Annotated in this window: 19 protein-coding genes and 1 other RNA gene; 14 read left to right on the top strand and 6 right to left on the bottom strand. The window is 59.5% G+C overall.

Annotation, left to right across the window (positions count from 1 at the left end):
- Positions 1-41: 41 nt before the first annotated feature.
- Complete coding sequence (locus tag AC2AXP_RS20865) at positions 42-935, bottom strand: LysR family transcriptional regulator ArgP (protein WP_004958979.1); 894 nt, start codon at positions 933-935, stop codon at positions 42-44.
- Positions 936-1,062: 127 nt separating this feature from the next.
- Here AC2AXP_RS20865 and rpiA point away from each other — a divergent pair, with 127 nt between their 5' ends.
- Complete coding sequence (gene rpiA, locus AC2AXP_RS20860; protein WP_004958980.1) at positions 1,063-1,719, top strand: ribose-5-phosphate isomerase RpiA; 657 nt, start codon at positions 1,063-1,065, stop codon at positions 1,717-1,719.
- A gap of 464 nt (positions 1,720-2,183) precedes the next feature.
- Positions 2,184-3,422, top strand: coding sequence for a phosphoglycerate dehydrogenase (gene serA / locus AC2AXP_RS20855; RefSeq protein WP_004958982.1), 1,239 nt, complete (start codon positions 2,184-2,186; stop codon positions 3,420-3,422).
- Between the two features lie 54 nt (positions 3,423-3,476).
- Here serA and AC2AXP_RS20850 read toward each other — a convergent pair whose 3' ends face one another.
- From AC2AXP_RS20850 to zapA, 3 genes are all read right to left on the bottom strand, one after another.
- On the bottom strand, positions 3,477-4,085 hold the full coding sequence (locus AC2AXP_RS20850; protein WP_039991769.1) for a 5-formyltetrahydrofolate cyclo-ligase: 609 nt from the start codon (positions 4,083-4,085) through the stop codon (positions 3,477-3,479).
- A gap of 48 nt (positions 4,086-4,133) precedes the next feature.
- A non-coding RNA gene (gene ssrS, locus AC2AXP_RS20845) (6S RNA) lies at positions 4,134-4,315 on the bottom strand.
- A 40-nt stretch (positions 4,316-4,355) separates the two neighbouring features.
- Entirely contained in the window at positions 4,356-4,685 is a 330-nt protein-coding gene (zapA, locus tag AC2AXP_RS20840) for a cell division protein ZapA (RefSeq protein WP_004958986.1), read from the bottom strand.
- A gap of 308 nt (positions 4,686-4,993) precedes the next feature.
- On the opposite strand from zapA, the gene AC2AXP_RS20835 reads away from it, so the two are divergent.
- From AC2AXP_RS20835 to gcvP, 7 genes are all read left to right on the top strand, one after another.
- Positions 4,994-5,572 (top strand): YecA/YgfB family protein, encoded by a 579-nt coding sequence (locus tag AC2AXP_RS20835; RefSeq protein ID WP_004958989.1) that lies wholly within the window; start codon positions 4,994-4,996, stop codon positions 5,570-5,572.
- Positions 5,573-5,628: 56 nt separating this feature from the next.
- Positions 5,629-6,942: a Xaa-Pro aminopeptidase gene (gene pepP, locus AC2AXP_RS20830; RefSeq protein WP_004958992.1), complete on the top strand. Its 1,314-nt coding sequence runs from the start codon at positions 5,629-5,631 to the stop codon at positions 6,940-6,942.
- A gap of 1 nt (position 6,943) precedes the next feature.
- A complete protein-coding gene (gene ubiH, locus AC2AXP_RS20825; RefSeq protein WP_004958994.1) occupies positions 6,944-8,122 on the top strand; it encodes a 2-octaprenyl-6-methoxyphenyl hydroxylase in 1,179 nt (392 codons plus the stop codon).
- Between the two features lie 31 nt (positions 8,123-8,153).
- On the top strand, positions 8,154-9,356 hold the full coding sequence (gene ubiI / locus AC2AXP_RS20820; RefSeq protein ID WP_004958996.1) for an FAD-dependent 2-octaprenylphenol hydroxylase: 1,203 nt from the start codon (positions 8,154-8,156) through the stop codon (positions 9,354-9,356).
- A 480-nt stretch (positions 9,357-9,836) separates the two neighbouring features.
- Entirely contained in the window at positions 9,837-10,934 is a 1,098-nt protein-coding gene (gene gcvT / locus AC2AXP_RS20815) for a glycine cleavage system aminomethyltransferase GcvT (protein WP_039991772.1), read from the top strand.
- A 93-nt stretch (positions 10,935-11,027) separates the two neighbouring features.
- The gene (gene gcvH, locus AC2AXP_RS20810) at positions 11,028-11,414 is read left to right on the top strand and encodes a glycine cleavage system protein GcvH (protein WP_004959000.1); all 387 of its coding nucleotides are present in this window, start codon (positions 11,028-11,030) and stop codon (positions 11,412-11,414) included.
- An 86-nt stretch (positions 11,415-11,500) separates the two neighbouring features.
- Positions 11,501-14,380, top strand: coding sequence for an aminomethyl-transferring glycine dehydrogenase (gene gcvP, locus AC2AXP_RS20805; protein ID WP_273870744.1), 2,880 nt, complete (start codon positions 11,501-11,503; stop codon positions 14,378-14,380).
- A 54-nt stretch (positions 14,381-14,434) separates the two neighbouring features.
- Here gcvP and AC2AXP_RS20800 read toward each other — a convergent pair whose 3' ends face one another.
- On the bottom strand, positions 14,435-14,674 hold the full coding sequence (locus AC2AXP_RS20800; protein WP_484381910.1) for a hypothetical protein: 240 nt from the start codon (positions 14,672-14,674) through the stop codon (positions 14,435-14,437).
- On the opposite strand from AC2AXP_RS20800, the gene AC2AXP_RS20795 reads away from it, so the two are divergent.
- A complete protein-coding gene (locus AC2AXP_RS20795; protein WP_004959006.1) occupies positions 14,673-15,419 on the top strand; it encodes an SDR family oxidoreductase in 747 nt (248 codons plus the stop codon). The two genes, AC2AXP_RS20800 and AC2AXP_RS20795, sit on opposite strands and share 2 nt — an antisense overlap.
- Before the next feature lie 4 nt (positions 15,420-15,423).
- On the opposite strand, the gene AC2AXP_RS20790 is transcribed toward AC2AXP_RS20795, so the two are convergent.
- Positions 15,424-16,104, bottom strand: coding sequence for a GntR family transcriptional regulator (locus AC2AXP_RS20790; protein WP_039991774.1), 681 nt, complete (start codon positions 16,102-16,104; stop codon positions 15,424-15,426).
- Positions 16,105-16,229: 125 nt separating this feature from the next.
- Here AC2AXP_RS20790 and AC2AXP_RS20785 point away from each other — a divergent pair, with 125 nt between their 5' ends.
- Genes AC2AXP_RS20785 through AC2AXP_RS20770 form a run of 4 tightly spaced genes read left to right on the top strand, consistent with a single transcriptional unit; the run spans position 16,230 to position 20,309 of the window.
- Positions 16,230-16,943, top strand: coding sequence for a DUF2848 domain-containing protein (locus AC2AXP_RS20785; protein WP_484381909.1), 714 nt, complete (start codon positions 16,230-16,232; stop codon positions 16,941-16,943).
- Entirely contained in the window at positions 16,943-18,292 is a 1,350-nt protein-coding gene (locus tag AC2AXP_RS20780) for an amidase (protein WP_004959013.1), read from the top strand. Before AC2AXP_RS20785 ends, AC2AXP_RS20780 begins: the two co-directional genes overlap by 1 nt.
- A gap of 47 nt (positions 18,293-18,339) precedes the next feature.
- Positions 18,340-18,993 carry a DUF4286 family protein gene (locus AC2AXP_RS20775; RefSeq protein ID WP_039991775.1) on the top strand — a complete coding sequence of 218 codons (654 nt, stop codon included), beginning with the start codon at positions 18,340-18,342 and terminating at the stop codon, positions 18,991-18,993.
- Positions 18,990-20,309: an MFS transporter gene (locus AC2AXP_RS20770; RefSeq protein WP_004959017.1), complete on the top strand. Its 1,320-nt coding sequence runs from the start codon at positions 18,990-18,992 to the stop codon at positions 20,307-20,309. The genes AC2AXP_RS20775 and AC2AXP_RS20770 overlap by 4 nt, the downstream gene beginning before the upstream one ends.
- Positions 20,310-20,422: the final 113 nt, after the last annotated feature.

Here is a 20,422-nt window from a genome sequence, read left to right as displayed (position 1 = left end):
CAGCAAATAATGAAAGGTTCGCTACGGCGAACCTTTTCTTTTTAGTCCTGACGCAACACCTGATGCCCGTGCGCCAGCAACGCATCGGTCACCTTGCGCATCATGCGGCTTTCCGGTGCAAAGCGGTGCCAGAACAGCATGCGGCGCTGAAACAGCCCCGGGGTCAGATCGATCAGTTCACCGGACGCCAGCTCTTTTTCTATTTGCAGGTGCGGGATCATACAGCAGGTGGTGCCTTGTCGCGCCAGTTGCACAAAGGCTTCGGACGAGTTGACGATGTGGCACGGCACGCTACCCGGCGACAGGTCGAAGTTTTGCTGTAAAAAGGCCTGGTGCATGTCGTCGAGATGATCGAAGGCCACCGCCGGCGCTTTCAGCAGCGCGGAGCGGGTTACGCCGTTGGGGAAATAACGCTCGGCAAAGCCCGGCGAGGCGACGAACAGATAATCCAGCGCGCCAAGCTGATCCACCAGACAGCTCGGCAGCGGCTGCGGTTGGATACTGACCGCGCCGACCACTTCGCCGCGGCGCAGGCGTTCCTGGGTGCGGGTTTCATCTTCCACCTGCAGATTCAGGCGAATTGGCGAATCCGCCAGCACCGGTTTGAGCGCCGGCAGCAACCAGGTGGCCAGACTGTCGGCGTTGACCGCCAGCGACAGCAGCAGCGGCGTATCAACGCCGGTATCGTTACCCAGCCACTCCTCTTCCAACAGCTCGACCTGATGCAGCAGGGCCAGCAGTTTCTGCCCCTGTTCGGTAGGGCGCGGCGGCACGGTACGGACCAGCAATGGCTGGCCGAACAGGTTTTCCAACTGTTTAATGCGTTGAGATACCGCCGATTGAGTGATGCAGAGTTTTTGTGCCGCGCGCTCAAAGCCGCGCTCACGGATCACCGCGTCCAGCGCCTGTAGCGTTCTATAGTCTGGGCGTTTCATCGGAGAGATATCCCTTAAAGTCGTTTGATTTAGGCACTATGCCACAATTTGTGATCCTGCCGGAGTGCAAAACAGCGAATTACCTTATAATACGCACACGTTTTCGTACATAGGCAATGTAAATACCATGACGCAGGATGAACTGAAAAAAGCGGTAGGCTGGGCGGCGCTGGAATATGTCAAACCGGATACCATCGTCGGGGTGGGGACCGGTTCTACCGCGGCGCACTTTATCGACGCGCTGGGGTCGATCAAACATCAGATCAAGGGCGCAGTATCCAGTTCCGACGCCTCGACCGCCAAGCTGAAAAGCCTGGGGATCCCGGTGTTCGACAGCAATGAAGTTGACGTGCTGGATATTTACGTCGACGGTGCCGATGAGATCAACGGCCATATGCAGATGATCAAGGGCGGCGGCGCGGCGCTGACGCGGGAGAAAATCATCGCGGCCATTGCACGCCAGTTCATTTGCATTGCTGACGCCTCCAAACAGGTTGACGTGCTGGGGAAATTCCCACTGCCGGTAGAAGTGATCCCGATGGCGCGTTCCTATGTCGCGCGCGAACTGGTGAAGCTCGGCGGACTGCCGGAATACCGCCAGAACGTGGTGACCGATAACGGCAACGTGATCCTCGACGTACATAATCTGCAAATTGTTGATGCCATCGCGCTGGAAAATAAGATCAACGGCATCGCCGGCGTGGTCACCGTTGGGCTGTTTGCCAATCGTGGCGCCGACATTGCGCTGATCGGCACCTCCGACGGGGTCAAGGTGGTCAAATAAGCCGTTAGCCGCTGTGGCCCGGGCAATCGCCGCCGCTGTGCGGCGTGTTCCGTCGCGTTGAGCATTGGCAAACCGTCCGGGCCGCGTTCGGCATAATTTATGGCAGAAAACATGTTTTATTTATGACGGCGAATTTGGTGACATATGTCACATCTTGGTAATAATTTCCGTTAAGCTTCCGTTAATTTCTTTCCCTATAGCATTTTCCACCAGAATCGACCGACAGCCCTTGGCCTTGTGCTGATGGGCAGGCAATCGTTTGTATTGCCGCTGGCGTTATTTTTGTTATGTTGGTGCGGTGCTGTTCCATTTGTAGCGAAATTTTTACGTGGCAACACGGCGGCAGGCGAGCGAGCCATGCCCAGGCACCTGGCGCTGAGGCGCAGCCATGGCAAGCCAACGTGAAAACAGGCTGGATCTGGATAACGCAGCCGCTTCTGAAGTCTGAACATAGGGTCGGGTAAATGGCAAAAGTATCATTGGAGAAAGACAGGATTAAGTTCCTGTTAGTGGAAGGGGTTCATCAGAGTACGGTAGATAACCTGCGCGCTGCCGGTTATACCAACATTGAATACCATAAAGGTGCATTAGACACCGAATCGCTTAAGGCATCGATCCGCGATGCTCACTTCATCGGCATTCGATCGCGTACGCATCTGACCGAAGAGGTTTTTGCTGCCGCCGAGAAACTGGTTGCGGTAGGCTGTTTCTGCATCGGTACCAACCAGGTTGATTTGCAAGCGGCGACCAAACGCGGTATTCCGGTGTTTAACGCGCCATTCTCCAATACCCGATCCGTGGCTGAAATGGTGCTGGGCGAGCTATTGCTGATGCTGCGTGGCATTCCTTCCGCCAACGCCAAAGCGCACCGTGGCGTGTGGAACAAACTGGCCGTCGGGTCGTTTGAAGCGCGCGGCAAAAAGCTCGGTATCATTGGCTATGGCCATATCGGTACCCAACTGGGCATCCTGGCTGAAGGGCTGGGGATGAAAGTGTTCTTCTACGACATCGAAAACAAGCTGCCGTTGGGCAATGCGCAACAGGTACGTCATCTGTCGGACCTGCTGAACATGAGCGACGTGGTGACGCTGCACGTACCGGAAACGCTGTCGACCAGGAACATGATGGGCCAGGAAGAGCTGGCGCTGATGAAGCCGGGCGCGATCCTGATCAACGCCTCACGCGGTACCGTGGTGGATATTCCTGCGCTGTGCGATGCGTTGGCCAGCAATCATCTGGCGGGCGCGGCGATCGATGTGTTCCCGGAAGAACCGGCAACCAACAGCGATCCGTTCAATTCGCCGCTGTGTGAGTTTGATAACGTGATCCTGACGCCACACATTGGTGGCTCCACGCAGGAAGCGCAGGAAAATATCGGTGATGAAGTGGCCGGCAAACTGGCGAAGTACTCCGACAATGGCTCTACGCTGTCTGCGGTCAACTTCCCGGAAGTGTCGCTGCCGGCGCATGGCCCGAGCGCCAGCCGTCTGCTGCATATTCACCAAAACCGTCCTGGCGTGCTGACGCAGATTAACCAGATCTTTGCGGAAGAGGGCGTCAACATTGCGGCGCAGTATCTGCAAACCGGCCCGGAAATCGGCTATGTGGTGATTGATGTCGAAGCGGAAACCGAACGTGCCGACGCGGCACTGCAGCGTATGAAGGCCATTCAGGGCACTATCCGCGCCCGTCTGCTGCTGTAACCCGGGTTGTGCTAACGTGACCATCCCCAAGGCCGGCTTTGTCCGGCCTTTTTGTTATTCGACGATCTGCCACGCCCAGACCGTTGACGGGGTGATAATCTCCGGCAACGGTATATCCCAATGCTCTGCCGGCAAGGCGTCGACCTGCTGGCAATCGTGCGCCAGCCCGATCGGGTAAGGGCCGCCGTGCTGCCAGTGCTGCAGTGTGCGATCGTAAAATCCGCCGCCCATCCCCAGCCGCTGTCCGGTGTGATCGAAGGCCACCAGTGGCGCCAATACGATGTCCAACTGCCGGGTTGGCAACACGTTGCGTACGTCGAGCTGCGGTTCAGCAATGTTGAAACGGTTGTGCGTCATCGGCGTTTCGGCGCTATAGCGCAAGAACAGCAAATGTCCGGCGCTGAACGGGTGCAACACCGGCAGATACAGCTGCTTGTTCATCTGCCACAGGCGTTCGATCAGCGGCCGGGTGTCGAGCTCACCGTCAAACGACAGGAATGCCGCAATGCGCTGTGCAGCGGCAATGCGCGGATGAGTGGCAATGCGATCGGCGATCTGTTCGGCAAACAGCTTTTGTGATTCAGGGGTTAACGCTCGGCGTTGCTGACGGATATGGTTACGAATGGCTTGCCGTTGTGCGGCGAACTGAGGTTGAAAAGGCATAGTTTGCATGGCGCGTTGTGATGGGTGGCCCCATAAACCGCAATGAAGGGAATCTCCGAGATGCCGTCGCAGGCTGTAACCCTTGAACCCATGGTTCAAGGTGAACGTGCTGTCGCAATCTTAAGGCTTCTCGACGGGCGAGCATGCACACCGATCGCGGAGCATCACATTCTGTTGGTACTAAATATCGGCTCAGGGGACTGGCCCGCTGGCGAACATCTCAGAGAAATTTTTTACTCATTGTCGACGCTGTCGCTTCAACAACTTAAGTTATTCGAATTGTGCATCCTGACGGTCAGCGATGCGACCTTGTTCAAGCAGCGCTTGTTCAATGGTCTGTTGCAGCATGCGGATGCGTTGTTCCATATTGGCCGCATAATCGCGCGTTTTCAAGCGTTCTTGTGCAAGTTCGTGACAAACATTCAAAGCGGCGATGAAAACCAACTGCTCAGTATTTGTGACTCTAGTGCGAACTTTAAGATCTTGCAACCGTTGGTTAAGATCGTCCGCCGCCATGTTCAACGCATCTTGTTGTTCTGGCGGGCAATTGACTCTTAACGAGCGGCCAAAAATTTGAATATCTACCGGTTGTGCAGACATGCCACCTTCCTGCCTAAATTTCGCGCCAGCCTCGGTCTGCCGAAGCGGGCGACACTATATATACCCTAGTACCGAGATACAACCCCTTTTTATCAGTACCTGGTTGTAATCTACTGTGCGGCACGGCGCCAGTCAAAAAACGGTGTCAAAATGCGGACATAACGCCATTTTTATCCCGGACGGCACCAAGTGAACCCTAGCACATACCGATTATAACTAGCCACTGCAGGGGCGTGCTTATCTGGTATAACCACGGACCTTGGTGGTAGCATAACACGAACTTATCCTGCCAACGATGACGAATACGCATGTCTATACAGAATACATTTCCAAGTTACCAATCTTTGACCGTCGCCCTCAAGGGCCAGTCGGTGGCATTGACCGCAGCCGAAATGCACGGCCTGCTCAGCGGCATGCTGTGCGGCGGCAATCGTGATGCCAGCTGGCAAACGCTGATGCACGACCTGACCAACGACGGCGTGGCCTTTCCGCAGGCGTTGAGTCTGCCACTGCAACAACTGTATGAAATCACTCGCGAAACGCTGGAAGACGATGAGTTTATGTTCCAGCTGATGATGCCGGACGGTGAGGCGGTGACGGTATTCGAACGCGCCGACGCGCTGGCGGGCTGGGTGAACCACTTCCTGCTTGGCCTGGGGATGATGCAGCCGAAGCTGGCGCAGGTGAAGGACGAAGTGGGCGAGGCGATTGACGATCTGCGTAACATCGCGCAACTGGGCTACGACGAAGACGAAGACCAGGAAGAGCTGGAGCAGTCGCTGGAAGAGGTGGTGGAGTACGTGCGCGTCGCGGCGATCCTGTGCCATACCGAATTCAGCCGCCGCAAGCCGACCGCGCCGGAAAACGTCAAACCCACGCTACACTAAACCGCAGGTTATTCGCGTATCGCTCACCAGCAGCAGACAGATTTCAGGAGAGGGACATGACTCAGCAGGAATACCAGCATCGCCGACAGGCGCTATTGGCGAAAATGGCGCCAGCCAGTGCGGCAGTGATTTTCTCGGCGCCGGAAGCAACGCGCAGTGCAGATTCAGAATATCCTTACCGTCAGAACAGCGATTTTTACTACCTTACCGGCTTTAATGAGCCGGAAGCGGTATTGATTCTGGTGAAAAGCGACGAGACGCATAATCACAGCGTATTGTTCAACCGGGTACGCGATCTGACGGCGGAAATCTGGTTTGGTCGTCGCCTGGGACAGGACGCTGCGCCGGCCAAACTTGGCGTCGATCGCGCGTTGCCGTTTGATGAGATCAATGACCAACTGCATCTGCTGCTGAACGGCCTGGACGTGGTGTATCACGCACAGGGCGAATATGCCTATGCGGATGCCATTCTGTTTGCCGCACTGGAGCGGCTGCGCAACGGATTCCGCCAGAACCTGCAGGCGCCGGCCAGCGTAACCGACTGGCGGCCGTGGCTGCATGATATGCGGCTGTTCAAGTCGGCGGAAGAGCTCGCTGTGATGCGTCGCGCCGGCGAAATCAGCGCGCAGGCGCACACTCGGGCGATGGAAAAATGCCGCCCGGGGATGTTTGAATATCAGTTGGAAGCGGAAATACACCACGAGTTTACCCGCCTGGGTGCGCGTTACCCGGCTTATAACACCATCGTTGGCAGCGGCGAAAACGGCTGTATCCTGCACTACACCGAAAACGAAAGCGAAATGCGCGACGGCGATCTGGTGCTGATCGACGCCGGTTGCGAGTATCAGGGCTATGCGGGTGACATTACCCGCACCTTCCCGGTTAACGGCAGGTTCAGCCAGCCGCAGCGCGCGGTGTATGACATCGTGCTGGCGTCGTTGCACTATGCGCTTGAGGCCTTCAAACCGGGCACAAGCATTCGTCAGGTGAATGACGAGGTGGTGCGCATCATGGTCAAGGGCCTGGTTGGCCTGGGGGTGATGAAAGGCGACGTAGAGCAGTTGATCGCCGAGCAGGCACATCGCCAGTTCTTTATGCATGGCCTGAGCCACTGGCTGGGGCTGGACGTTCACGATGTGGGTCACTATGGCACGCCAAGCCGCGATCGCCTGCTGGAGCCGGGCATGGTGCTGACGGTTGAGCCAGGCCTGTACATCGCCCCGGACGCCGAGGTGCCAGCGGAGTATCGCGGCATCGGTATTCGTATCGAAGATGACATTCTGATCACCGCCGACGGTAATGAAAACCTGACCGCGCAAGTGGTGAAAGATGCCGATGCCATCGAAGCGCTGATGGCGGCGGCGAGATAACATGAGCGTAATCATTGTTGGTGGCGGCATGGCCGGTGCGACGTTGGCGCTGGCGCTATCGTCGCTGAGTCAGGGAAAGGTAAAGGTCGATCTGATCGAGGCGACGCAGCCGGACGATCGTTCGCATCCGGGATTTGACGCGCGGGCGATTGCCCTGGCGCAGGGGACCTGCCAGCAGTTGGCACGTATCGGCGTCTGGCCGGCGTTGCGTGATTGCGCGACTGCGATTACCCACGTGCACGTTAGCGATCGCGGTCATGCCGGTTTCGTCAATCTGCGCGCACGGGATTATCAGGTCGCAGCGCTTGGCCAGGTGATTGAACTGCACGACGCCGGTCAGCGGCTGTTTGCACTGCTGGACAAGGCGCCAGGCGTAACCTTGCACTGTCCGGCCAGGGTGCTGGAGGTGCAGCGCAGCGTCGATCATGCCGAGGTGCGGTTGGATAATGGCCAGCGTTTGAGTGGTCAATTGCTGGTCGCCGCGGACGGCTCGCGTTCTGCGTTGGCGCAGGCGTGCAATATGCACTGGCAGCAACGGGATTATCCGCAGTTCGCCACCATCGCCAACCTCACCACCGAACAGGATCCGCAAGGGCGAGCTTTCGAGCGCTTTACCCGCCACGGGCCGCTGGCGCTGTTGCCAATGAGTCACGGCCGCAGTTCGTTGGTATGGTGTCATGCGCGGGACGATCGTGAGCGGGTCGACGGCTGGAGCGACGCGCAGTTTCTAACCGAACTGCAACAGGCGTTCGGCTGGCGTCTGGGGCGTATGCTGAAGGTCGGCAAACGCCACAGCTACCCGCTCAGCCTGCTCACCGCCAACCAGCACGTCACCCATCGCCTGGCGCTGGTGGGCAATGCCGCACAAACGCTGCACCCGATAGCCGGGCAGGGATTTAACCTGGGTCTGCGTGACGTGATGTCGCTGGCGGAAACCCTGGCCGCAGCGGCAGAACGTGGCGAAGATCTTGGCGCCTTTACGCTGCTGAGCCATTACCAACAGCGGCGGCAGCAAGACCAGCAGGCGACGGTCGGCGTCACCGACGGCCTGATTGCCCTGTTCGCCAATCGCTATGCGCCGTTGGTGGTGGGGCGCAATCTGGGTCTGATGGCGATGGAACACCTGTCGCCGGTACGCGATGCGTTTGCCAAGCGTACTCTGGGCTGGGTCGATCGCTAATATTTAATGCGTTTTTAAGGAATCAAGCAGCATGCAATCATTTGATGTGGTTATCGCCGGTGGCGGTATGGTCGGGCTGGCATTGGCCTGCGGCTTGCAGGGCAGTGGCCTGCGGGTTGCGGTGCTGGAGCATCATCAGCCGGACATGTCGCCGCCGCCGCAACAGCCGGCGCTGCGCGTTTCCGCCATTAATGCCGCCAGCGAACGTCTGCTGCAACAGATAGGCGTATGGGATGAGATTCTGCAACTGCGCGCCAGCGCGTACAACGCGATGGAAGTGTGGGATCGCGACAGCTTCGGCAAAATTGCCTTCAGCGGCGATGAATGCGGATTCAGCCATCTTGGCCACATTATTGAAAACGACGTGATTCAGCAGGCGCTGTGGCGCAAGGCGCAGGCGTCGTCGGATCTGACCCTGATTACTCCGGCGGCGTTGAAACAGGTGGCATGGGGCGAAAACGACGCGTTCATTACGCTGGACGACGGCCGCATGCTGAGCGCCCGGTTGGTGGTGGGGGCCGACGGTGCCCATTCGTGGCTACGCCAGCATGCCGACATCCCGTTGACCTTCTGGGACTATCGCCATAGCGCGCTGGTCGCCACCATCCGCACCGCAGAGCCGCATCTGGCGACCGCGCGGCAGGTGTTTCACGGCGACGGTATTTTAGCGTTTCTGCCGTTCAGCGATCCGCATCTGTGTTCGATCGTCTGGTCGGTGGCGCCGGAAGAAGCCGAGCGCTTGCAACAGTTGCCGCCGGAGCAGTTCAACCGCGAGCTGGGCATCACCTTCGACATGCGTCTCGGGGCGTGCTCGGTGGAAAGTGAACGGCTGACCTTCCCGCTGACCGGCCGCTATGCGCGTAATTTTGCCGGTCACCGACTGGCGCTGGTGGGCGATGCGGCCCACACCGTACACCCGTTGGCTGGGCAGGGGGTCAACCTCGGCTTTATGGACGCGGCGGAGTTGATCGCCGAACTGAAGCGCCTGCAACGTCAGGGCAAGGATCTTGGCCAGCACCTGTATCTGCGCCGCTACGAGCGCCGCCGCAAGCACGGTGCGGCGGTGATGCTGGCCAGCATGCAGGGCTTCCGTGAACTGTTTGACGGCAATAACCCGGCCAAAAAACTGCTGCGTGACCTGGGGCTGCGGTTGGCGGACAGCCTGCCGGGCGTAAAGCCGAAACTGGTGCGTCAGGCGATGGGGCTCAATGACTTGCCGGAGTGGCTGGCCTAGCCGTCCGGCTGTGCCGGCCTCTCGCTGCCGGCAAACTCCGCCGTATTCTTCTCTCGACGACCACGCTGTTTTCATCAGCAAAACAGCGTGGTGTCATAAATCCTCCTTATAATACCCTTCATTTGAAATAAACTAATTTCACCCAATTTTTTGCATTAGTTTTTCTAATTCAATGGTCGGTTATCAAAAGTCAAAATTCCGCCAGCCATGACGCATTTGTTATATAACATCGTCATTTTGCCACTTTAATTGTTGATTTTGTGCCATGAGGCGCATTTTTCCAGTGAAAAACTCTGCACACTAGCGCGGCATTTTAGCGCTCGCCGAGCGGTCTGAGCCTATTTTAACTTATGGTTAATGTGGTCGTTCGGTGATAAGTTCGGATAAAAGGTATCGTTTGCGTCGCGGCGGTTGACGGGCTTTTTGGCAACGTTCTGCGCGGCATTTGATACCCGGTTAATCATTGTGGAGAGGGATAAGATGGCAAAGCAAACCCCACTGTACGACCAGCACCTGGCGTGCGGTGCGCGCATGGTCGATTTTCACGGCTGGATGATGCCGTTGCACTACGGCTCCCAGATTGATGAACACCACGCCGTGCGGCAGGATGCCGGTATGTTCGATGTCTCCCACATGACCATTGTCGATCTGCACGGTGCGCGTACCCGCGAATTCCTGCGTTATCTGCTGGCCAATGACGTCGCCAAGCTGACCCAGCCAGGCAAGGCGCTGTACACCGGGATGCTTAACGCCTCCGGCGGCGTGATCGACGACCTGATCGTTTATTTCCTCAGCGAAGACTATTTCCGCCTGGTGGTGAACTCCGCCACCCGCGACAAAGACCTGGCCTGGATCGAGCAACACGCGGCGCCGTACGGCGTTGCGCTGACGGTTCGTGACGATCTGGCGCTGATCGCCGTGCAGGGGCCGCAGGCCAAAGAGCGTGCCGCCACCTTGTTCAGCACGCAACAAAAGCAGGCCGTCGAGGGCATGAAGCCGTTCTTCGGCGTTCAGGCCGACGATCTGTTCATTGCCACCACCGGTTATACCGGCGAAGCCGGCTACGAGATTGCGCTGCCGAAGGCGCAGGCCGCCGAATTCTGGCAGCAGTTGCTGGCAGCGGGCGTCAAGCCGGCCGGGTTGGGCGCGCGCGATACGCTGCGTCTGGAAGCCGGCATGAACCTGTATGGGCAGGAAATGGACGAAGGCGTTTCTCCGCTGGCGGCCAACATGGGCTGGACCATCGCCTGGGAGCCGCAGGACCGCCAGTTCATTGGGCGCGACGCGCTGGAGCAGCAGCGTGAGCAGGGCACCGAGCAACTGGTCGGCTTGATCATGACGGAAAAAGGCGTATTACGTAATGAGTTGCCGGTGCGTTTCACCGACGCCGGCGGCCAGATCCACGAAGGAATTATCACCAGCGGTTCGTTTTCGCCCACGCTTGGTTTCAGCATTGCGCTGGCGCGCGTGCCGGCCGGCATCGGCGAGCAGGCCATCGTGCAGATCCGCAACCGTGAAATGCCGGTCAAAGTGACCAAGCCTGGCTTTGTTCGCGCCGGCAAATCACTGATAAATTAAATCATTATTGGCTATTCCGCAGGGTTTACGCCGTCGGTGATAACGCGGTGTGAAACACGCGGAGACATTATTTATTTTGAAGGAGTTCGGGCGATGAGCAATGTACCAACAGAATTGAAATACGCGACCTCTCACGAGTGGGTGCGCGACGCAGGCAACGGCGAATACGTGGTGGGCATCACCGAACACGCACAGGAACTGTTAGGCGACATGGTGTTTGTCGACCTGCCTGACGTAGGCACAACCGTCGCGGCAGGCGACGACTGCGCGGTGGCCGAATCGGTGAAGGCCGCGTCCGACATCTATGCGCCAATCAGCGGTGAAGTCATCGCGGTCAACGACGCGCTGGACGGTTCGCCGGAGCTGGTCAACAGCGAACCTTATGGCGACGGCTGGCTGTTCCGCATCAAAGCCTCCGATGCCGGCGAACTGGGCAAGCTGCTGGATGCCGCCGGCTACCAGGCGTCGATCGACGAATAATCACCACCACGCCCCAGGTCAGCCGACCGGGGCGTTTTAGTTCACGCTATATCCCGTACCACGCAAGCATTCAGGAATTTGTAGCAATGACTCAGACACTCAGCCAACTTGAACACAGCGAAGCGTTCATCGAACGCCACATCGGCTCTTCTGCGCAACAACAGCAGGAGATGCTGGCAGCGGTGGGCGCACGCTCGCTCAGCGCGCTGATCCAACAGATTGTGCCGGCAGACATTCAACTGCCGGGGCCGCCGCCGGTTGGCGATGCGGTCACTGAACATCAGGCGCTGGCCGAGCTGAAGGCGATTGCCGGTCAGAATCAGCGCTACAAATCCTATATCGGCATGGGCTACAGCTCGGTACTGACGCCGCCGGTGATCCTGCGCAATATGCTGGAAAACCCCGGCTGGTACACCGCCTACACGCCATATCAGCCGGAAGTGTCGCAGGGGCGCCTGGAAGCGCTGCTGAACTTCCAGACGGTGACGCTGGATCTGACCGGTCTCGACCTGGCGTCCGCGTCGCTGCTGGACGAAGCAACCGCAGCCGCCGAAGCGATGGCGCTGGCCAAGCGCGCCAGCAAGCTGAAGGACGCCAACCGCTTCTTTGTGGCGGACGACGTGCATCCGCAGACGCTGGACGTGGTGCGTACCCGTGCCGAAACCTTCAATTTTGAAGTGATCGTCGACAAAGCCGAAAAAGTGCTCGAGCTGGAAGGCGTGTTCGGCGTGCTGTTGCAGCAGGTCGGTACCACCGGCGAACTGCACGATTACAGCGCATTGCTGGCCGAATTGAAGTCGCGCAAAATCATCACCAGCGTCGCTGCCGACATCATGGCGCTGGTGCTGTTGACCGCGCCGGGCAAACAGGGCGCCGACGTGGTATTCGGCTCTGCGCAGCGCTTTGGCGTGCCAATGGGCTACGGCGGCCCGCATGCCGCGTTCTTTGCCTGCCGCGACGAGTTCAAGCGCTCGATGCCGGGCCGTATCATCGGCGTGTCACGCGATGCCGCCGGTAACACCGCGCTGCGTATGGCGATGCAAACCCGTGAGCAACATATCCGCCGTGAAAAGGCCAACTCGAACATCTGTACTTCGCAGGTGCTGCTGGCCAACATCGCCAGCCTGTACGCGGTGTACCATGGCCCGCAAGGCCTGCAGCGCATCGCCGGGCGCATTCATCGCCTGACCGACATTCTGGCTGCCGGCTTGCAGCAGGCCGGCCTGCTGCTGCGTCACGCCACCTGGTTCGACACCCTGACCGTTGAGGTCAAGGACAAGGCGGCGGTGCTGGATCGCGCGCTAAGCTTCGGCCTCAACCTGCGCACCGACATTCACGGTGCGGTGGGCATTACCCTTGACGAATCGACGTCGCGCGAAGACGTGCAAACGCTGTTTGCCGTCCTGGCCGGCGACGACCACGGTCTGGACATTGACGCGCTGGACGCGGCGGTGAGCACCGCGAGTGCATCGATCCCGGCAGCGATGCTGCGCCAGGAGCCGATCCTCAGTCATCCGGTATTCAACAGCTACCACAGCGAAACCGAGATGATGCGTTATATGCATCGTCTGGAACGCAAGGATCTGGCGTTGAACCAGGCGATGATCCCGCTGGGCTCCTGTACCATGAAGCTGAACGCTGCGGCAGAGATGATCCCGATCACCTGGCCGGAGTTTTCCGACATGCACCCGTTCTGCCCGGCAGAACAGGCGGCAGGCTATCAGCAGATGATCGGCCAGCTGTCCCAGTGGCTGGTGCAACTGACCGGTTATGACGCCATCTGTATGCAGCCGAACTCCGGCGCTCAGGGCGAATACGCCGGTCTGCTGGCGATCCGTCGCTATCATGAAAGCCGTAACGAAGCCGGCCGTCACGTATGCCTGATCCCAAGTTCGGCGCACGGCACCAACCCGGCGTCGGCGCAAATGGCCGGCATGAGCGTGGTAGTGGTGGCCTGCGACAAGAACGGCAACATCGATCTGCATGACCTGCGCGTCAAGGCCGAGCAGGCCGGCGAAGCACTGTCCTGTATCATGGTGACCTACCCGTCGACCCACGGCGTGTACGAAGAAACCATCCGCGAAGTATGCCAAATCGTTCATCAGTTCGGCGGTCAGGTCTATCTTGACGGCGCCAACATGAACGCGCAGGTGGGCATCACCACGCCGGGCTATATCGGCGCGGATGTATCGCACCTTAACCTGCATAAAACCTTCTGTATCCCGCACGGCGGCGGCGGCCCGGGCATGGGGCCAATCGGCGTCAAGGCGCACCTGGCACCGTTTGTTCCGGGGCACAGCGTGGTGCAAATCGACGGCGTTACGACTCAGCAGGGTGCGGTGTCTGCGGCACCGTTCGGCAGCGCATCGATTTTACCTATCAGCTGGATGTACATTCGCATGATGGGGGCCGAAGGGCTGAAGCAGGCGAGCCAGGTGGCGATCCTCAACGCCAACTATATCGCTACCCGCCTGAAGGATGCCTATCCGGTGCTGTATACCGGCCGCGATCATCGCGTGGCGCATGAATGTATTCTGGACATTCGCCCGCTGAAGGATGAAACCGGCATCAGCGAAATGGACATCGCCAAGCGCCTGATCGACTACGGTTTCCACGCGCCGACCATGTCGTTCCCGGTTGCCGGCACGCTGATGGTGGAACCGACCGAATCAGAAAGCAAAGTCGAGCTGGACCGCTTTATCGACGCGATGCTGGCGATCCGTGCAGAAATCGATCGCGTACAGCAGGGCGAATGGCCACTGGACGACAACCCGCTGGTCAATGCGCCACACGTGCAGGCGGAGCTGGTTGGCGAATGGCAACATGCCTATAGCCGCGAGCTGGCGGTATTCCCGTCGCTGGCGGTACGCGAGAACAAGTATTGGCCGACCGTGAAGCGTCTTGATGACGTTTATGGCGACCGCAATCTGTTCTGCTCCTGTGTGCCGATCGGCGACTACCAATAACCGATTCGATTAACGTCGATTAATCAGGGACGCCGTATTTACGGCGTCCTTTTTTTATTGCTGGCGGCAATAGCAGGCCAGATGGATATCCTCTGGATCGCCGGCAAACAGCTCGGCGTCGGGTGAGGTCAGCAACTGGCAAAAAGTAATATTGAATTTGTTGATTTTCCAGATGATATTATCCTGGCACACCGCTTGTGCGCGGCTAGAATCTGCCCGCCGGGTGAGCGGTGCAAACCGTTTTGCCAAGCACAGCGGCACATTATTTACCGCATCCGTAATGGGGAATGACATGACAAAAGTTGCATTGATTACCGGTGCCAGCCGAGGCATTGGCCGCGCGACGGCGTTATTGCTGGCCCGTCAGGGTTATGCGGTAGGGGTTAACTATCAGACCAATGAGGCAGCGGCACAGCAGGTGGTAAACCAGGTGCTTGCCGCTGGCGGCCGAGCGCTGGCGTTGCAGGCGGATATTGCCCAGGAGAATGAGGTTGTGGCGATGTTCTCCCGGCTGGACGCCGAGCTTGGTACCCTCTGTGCTCTGGTGAACAACGCCGGCATTCTGTTTCAGCAGACCAGCATCGAACACATGAGCGCAGAGCGCATCAACCGCGTGCTGGCCACCAACGTCACCGGCAGTTTTCTCTGTTGTCGCGAAGCGGTGAAACGCATGGCGCTGCGCCACGGCGGGCAGGGCGGGGCGATAGTCAACGTTTCCTCTGGCGCCGCGCGGTTAGGGTCGCCGGGAGAATATGTCGATTATGCCGCCTCAAAAGGGGCGCAGGATACCTTGACTACCGGGCTGGCGATCGAAGTAGCGGCGCAGGGGATCCGCGTCAATAGCGTGCGGCCGGGCGCCATTTATACCGAGATGCATGCCAGCGGTGGAGAGCCGGAGCGCGTCGAGCGGGTAAAAAGCCTGTTGCCGATGCAACGCGGCGGGCAACCGGAAGAAATAGCGCAGGCCATCGCCTGGCTGCTGTCAGACGCCGCTTCTTACGTCACCGGCAGTTTTATCGACGCCGGCGGCGGTCGCTGATCCGTCAGGCATCGTGCAACAGCGCGCTGCGGAAGGACAGAATGTGTGCCTGCGCCGCCGATTCCGCCGCCTGGGTATCCTGTTGAGCCAGTGCGTCGATGATTGCGCGGTGCTCTTCAATCACCTCCTGCATATGACCTTCCTTGGAGAGCGAGGTGGCCCAGAAGCGTTGCGCGCGTGCGTGCAGCACGCTGAGGATGTCGGCCAGCATGGCATTGCCGGCGATCTGTGCCAGCGCCTGATGGAATTCATTATCCAACATCATCATGCGCACCCGATCGCGAGCCTGGCAGGCAGCGGCAATCTGCTGATTGAGCGCGCTCAGCCCGGCCACTTGCGCAGCGGTGGCGCGCTTGCTGGCCAGACGCATGCACAGCAATTCGTTGGCCAGTCGCACTTCGATCAGTTCCAATGCATCATCGATCGACAAAGGCGCAACCATTACCCCCTTGCGTGGGATCACCTGCAATAACCCTTCATTGGCCAGACGGTGGATCGCCTGGTTGATCGGCGTTCTGCCCATCTGCAAATCAGTCATCACCTGCGCGGTATTCAAATACTCACCCGGTTTATAGCTCAAGGTCACTAACGCCTGCTTGAAGCGCCGATAGGCCAGTTCGTTCAGGGACAGGCCTGCTTCCTCTACCGGCGGGCGCTCCCGACCCTCTGCATCAACGGTCTTCACGTTTTGCTCCTGCAACTAAAAAATTTTTAGACATAGTACACAAAAATATGGCACGGAAATCGCTTAATGAGTAACTAAAGATATAGTGAAATTTCACAGTGTTTTAACAAAAGGAAGCGAATACCATGCAACTGACCTTCACTTTACCTGATTCTTGCGAGGCTGACGCCCTGAACGTCGAGATTGACCATCTGGTGATTGCCGGTTGGACCGGACGCGATCGGCAAGCCATCTTGCACCATATTCGGGAATTGGCCGAGCTGGGGGTGCCCCAACCGAGTGCAGTTCCGCTGTTTTATCGCGTGGCGGCCAACCAGCTTAGCCAGCGCGACAGCGTCGAAGTGATGGGCGCCGCCAGCTCCGGCGAAGCCGAACCGCTGGTGTTTACCCACCAAGGCGAGCTGTATGTTTCGCTGGCCTCCGATCATACCGACCGGGAGTTGGAGGCGCACAGCGTGGCGCTGTCGAAACAGCTCTGCGTCAAACCGGTGGCCACGGCGGCCTGGCGATTGCAGGAGGTGGCAGCGCATTGGGACCAGTTGATTCTGCGCTCGTGGATTAAGGAGCAGGGGGAGTTCCGCCTGTATCAACAAGGAACACTGGCCAGTCTGCGCACCCCGGGCGACTTGCTGGAGCGTTATCTGGCCGGCCAGCAACTGCCGGAATACCAGACGCAACCACAGCAGCCGCGCGACGGACTGGCGATGACCTGCGGCACGCTGGCGGCGATCGGCGGTATTCGCCCGGCGGCGGAGTTTCGCATGGAATTGGTGGACGAGATTCTGGGGCGCCGTATTTGCCATACCTATCGAAGCATCGAATTACCGGTGGTGGCGTGATGAAAAAGCTGACCTTGTTACAGGCCGCTGCCGGCCTGGCGTGCGGTGAGTTCACCTCTCGGCGGCTGACGGCAGAGGCGCTGGCATGCATCGACGATCCCCAAGGAGAGGGCGCACGCGCATTTATCCGCGTTTATCACGCCTGGGCGCAGCAGCAGGCGGCCGAATCCGATCGGCGGCGAGCCGCTGGACAGGCGCTGTCGCCGTTGGACGGCGTGCCGGTGTCGATCAAGGATCTGTTCGACGTGGCCGGCGAAGCGACCACCGGCGGTTCTCGCGTCTTGACCGATGCCGCTCCGGCGCAACGCCATGCGGCGGTGGTAGCGCGTTTGCTGCAGGCCGGAGTAGTGATTGTCGGTAAAACCAATATGACCGAGTTTGCCTATTCGGGGCTGGGCATCAACCCGCACTACGCCACGCCGGCCAATCCATGGCAGCGCGCGGCGCGACGCATTCCCGGCGGTTCATCGTCCGGCGCGGCGGTGGCGGTCGCCGATGGCATGGGATTCGGAGCGATTGGCAGCGATACCGGCGGTTCGGTGCGCATTCCGGCGGCGTTTTGCGGATTGACCGGCTACAAGCCCAGCGCATGCCGCATTGACATGGCTGGCGTGCAGCCGCTGTCACCGTCGTTGGATTCCGTTGGTGTGATCGCTCACGGCGTGGCGGACTGCGTCGCGCTGGATGCGGCGATCGCCGAACGGGCGCTGGAACCGCAAACGCTGCCGCTGGCTCAGGCGCGTTTCGCCGTGCCGCAAACGCTGGTGCTTGATGATTTGGATGACGCGGTGGCGACGGCATTTGACCGCGCGTTGCAGCGTCTGACGCTGGCGGGGGCGCGCATCGACGCCCTGCCATGCAGCGAGTTCGCCGAACTGGCGGCGATCAATGCCAGCGGCGGCTTCACCGCGCTGGAGTCGTGGCAATGGCACCAGACGCTGATTGCCTCACAGGCGGCTGATTACGATCCACGGGTGCTGTCGCGCATTCGTCGCGGTGCGACGCTGGGCGAGGGTGACCGTCAGCGATTGCAACAACAGCGTGGCGATTGGCAACGGCGGGTGGCGGCAACGCTGGAGGGCTATGACGCGCTGCTGATGCCCAGCGTACCGTTTATCGCGCCGACCATCGCCGAACTGGAAGCGGATGAGGCGCTGTACTTCCGCGTTAACGGCGCAGCGTTGCGTAACCCGTCGGTAATCAATTTTCTAGATGGCTGCGCCGTGTCGCTACCCATGCAACCCCCCGGCAGCGCGCCGATCGGTTTGATGGTGGCGGGATTGCCGCAGCAGGATCAGGCGCTGCTGGGTTGGGCGCTGTCAATTGAGCGTTGCCTTGCCGGCGCGTGAATTACGGCGGGCATGCTCGCCTCATTTTGAGCTAACAGGAGACTCCCATGACCGGAACCCCTAATGGAATGCTGTTTGTCGCCACAGACGTCGCCGCACAGGATGAGGCGGACTTCAACCAATGGTACGACCGGGAACACGTGGAAGAACGGGTGCGCATTGACGGCTTTTTGAGCGGCACGCGTTATCAGGCGTTGCAGGGCGGGCGAAAATACCTCGGCCTGTATAAAACCACCTCGCTCGACAGCTTTACTTCAGCGGCATATCACGCCGCGTTCACTCGCCAGACGCCATGGTCAGTGGCCTGTCTGGACAAGATGGTCAATCCGATGCGGCGCGTCTGTTCGCTGACGACGCTGAGCGGCATCGGCTGCGGTAGCCATCTGAGCATTCTCACCCTGGCGGTTGGCGCAGACCGCCCACTGGTGCAGCGAGCCAGGCAACTGGGCGAAGAACTGGCCAGTGCCGCCGGGTTTGTCTGCAGCAGCCTGTTGCTGCCCGACGCGCTACTCAGTACGCCGCTGCCAAAAGAAACCACGGAAAACCGCCGGTTACTGCCGATGCTGCTGATCGAAAGCAGCAGCGTGCAGGCCGGTCAACGCCTTGCCGACCAGGCTTGCGCGGCTCTGAATATTGCGCCGGACGCTGCGCTGCAATACGCGCTCAGCTGGCGACTCACCGCACAGGAGTTGACATCATGAGCACTTCTACCACGGAAACCCCGATCGGTGCAGAGGCGGCCCGCAGCGCCGATGCGCCCAATACCGGCAAACTGGCGGCGGCAAGCTCCATCGGCACCGCGCTGGAATGGTACGACTTTACCGTTTACAACATCATGGCGGCGCTGATTTTCAATCACGTCTTCTTCCCGTCGTTTGATCCGCTGGTGGGCACTATCCTGGCGTTTTCCACCTATGCGGTCGGTTATGTCTCGCGGCCGATTGGTGGCATCGTGTTCGGTCATCTGGGCGACGTGCTTGGCCGTCGTTTTGTATTGGTTACCACGCTGCTGATGATGGGCATTACCACTGCATTGATGGGGTTACTGCCCGGCTATGCCAGTTGGGGCATCTGGAGCCCGTTGCTGCTGGTGACGCTGCGCTTTATTCAGGGCATCGCGCTGGGCGGTGAATGGGCCGGTGCGGTGCTGCTGTCAATGGAGCATGGCAAACCGCATCAGCGTGGGCGCAATGCGTCGTTCGCTCAGGTCGGCCCGTCCTGCGGCTCGCTGATTGGCACCGGTTTTATCATGCTGGTCACGGTGGCGATGTCGGCGGACGACTTCCAGCAATGGGGCTGGCGCATTCCGTTCCTGCTGAGCCTGGTGCTGGTGGTATTTGGTCTCTGGCTGCGTCGTGGCGTGGGGGAGACGCCGGCGTTCCTCAAGCTGGAAGCCAACCGCGACGTGACTCACGCGCCGCTGCGTGAAGTGTTCGGCCAGCATAAACGGGCGCTATTGATCGCCGGCGGTTCACGCATTGGCTCTGACGTACTGTATGCGCTGGTGGTGGTGTTTACCCTGACCTATGTCACCACGGTATTGAACCTGCCACGGCCATTGGCGTTGGCCGCCACCATGCTCGGCGCGGTGGGCAACGCGCTTACGGTTCCGCTGTTCGGCGCGCTTTCCGATCGGCTTGGTCGGCGCCCGGTGTATATTGGCGGCGCGCTGGCGGCGATGGTCTGGGCGTTCGTGTTCTTCGTGCTGCTGGACAGCACGCAGCCAGTGCTGATTTGCCTGGCGGTGGTGGTGGGGTTACTGATCCATGCCGCGATGTATGGCCCGCAGGCGGCGTTCGTCACCGAACAGTTCCCGACCCGCGTGCGTTACGCCGGCTCATCACTGGCCTATACACTGGCCGGCATCGTCGGCGGTGGCTTTGCGCCGCTGATCATCGCGTCGCTGTTCAAAAGCTATGACAGTACGCTGGCGGTGTCGCTGTACGTGGTCTTTGCGCTGCTGATAACCCTGTGGGCGGTGCTGGCCGCCAGGGAAACCGCGCATAAACCGCTGTAAAGGCCACGCCGGGCGATATCTGCACCCGGCGTGGTTGTTCAGGCAAAGGCCGGGTCAGGCCGCCATGGTCTGCTCGCTCACGCCGCTGGCTTCCAGCGTCGGCGCGTGTGATG

The sequence above is a fragment of the Serratia sp. Sp408 genome (assembly GCF_057180665.1).
This window is presented reverse-complemented; position numbering and strand designations above follow the sequence as displayed.